Source organism: [Mycobacterium] manitobense, assembly GCF_025821665.1.
Taxonomy (GTDB): domain Bacteria; phylum Actinomycetota; class Actinomycetes; order Mycobacteriales; family Mycobacteriaceae; genus Mycobacterium; species Mycobacterium arseniciresistens.
Genome location: NZ_JACKSJ010000166.1, coordinates 1 through 417, shown reverse-complemented (window position 1 = coordinate 417; position 417 = coordinate 1). Strand labels below are relative to the sequence as shown.

Sequence of the window (417 nt, the reverse complement as noted above, 5' to 3'; positions counted from 1 at the left end):
CACACCATCAGCATCGGGCGCACCCACCGTAGTGGTCCCCGCCACCGTCGGCACCGCATTCTTACCCAACACCGACACGGTCACCAGCCGGGTCGCCACTGAAGTACCCCAGGTTTTGTTCCGATCTTTATAGGAGGATCAGGAACATGCCCCGTCAGTATTCGCCGGAGTTTCGCGATCGTGCGTTGCGGTTGTTGGACACCATGATGGAAGCCTCGGATATTTCTGAGTTCGAGGCCATTAAGTCGGTGGCCAGCAAACTCGGCATCTCGGAGGAATCGGTGCGTCGGTGGCGACGCAAAGCTCAGGTCGATGCCGGCGAACGGTCCGGCACGACCAGCGCCGAGCACGCCGAGATCCGCAAGCTCAAGCGTGAAGTCGCCGAACTACGCAGAGCAAATGAACTTTTGAAGTCAG

Annotated in this window: 1 protein-coding gene; it reads left to right on the top strand. The window is 59.2% G+C overall.

The genetic code is table 11. The annotated features are described in order from the left end of the window. Positions 1-146: 146 nt before the first annotated feature. Positions 147-417, top strand: a 271-nt coding sequence (locus H7I41_RS20160) for a transposase (RefSeq protein ID WP_264014392.1), incomplete at its 3' end; no start/stop codon positions are given.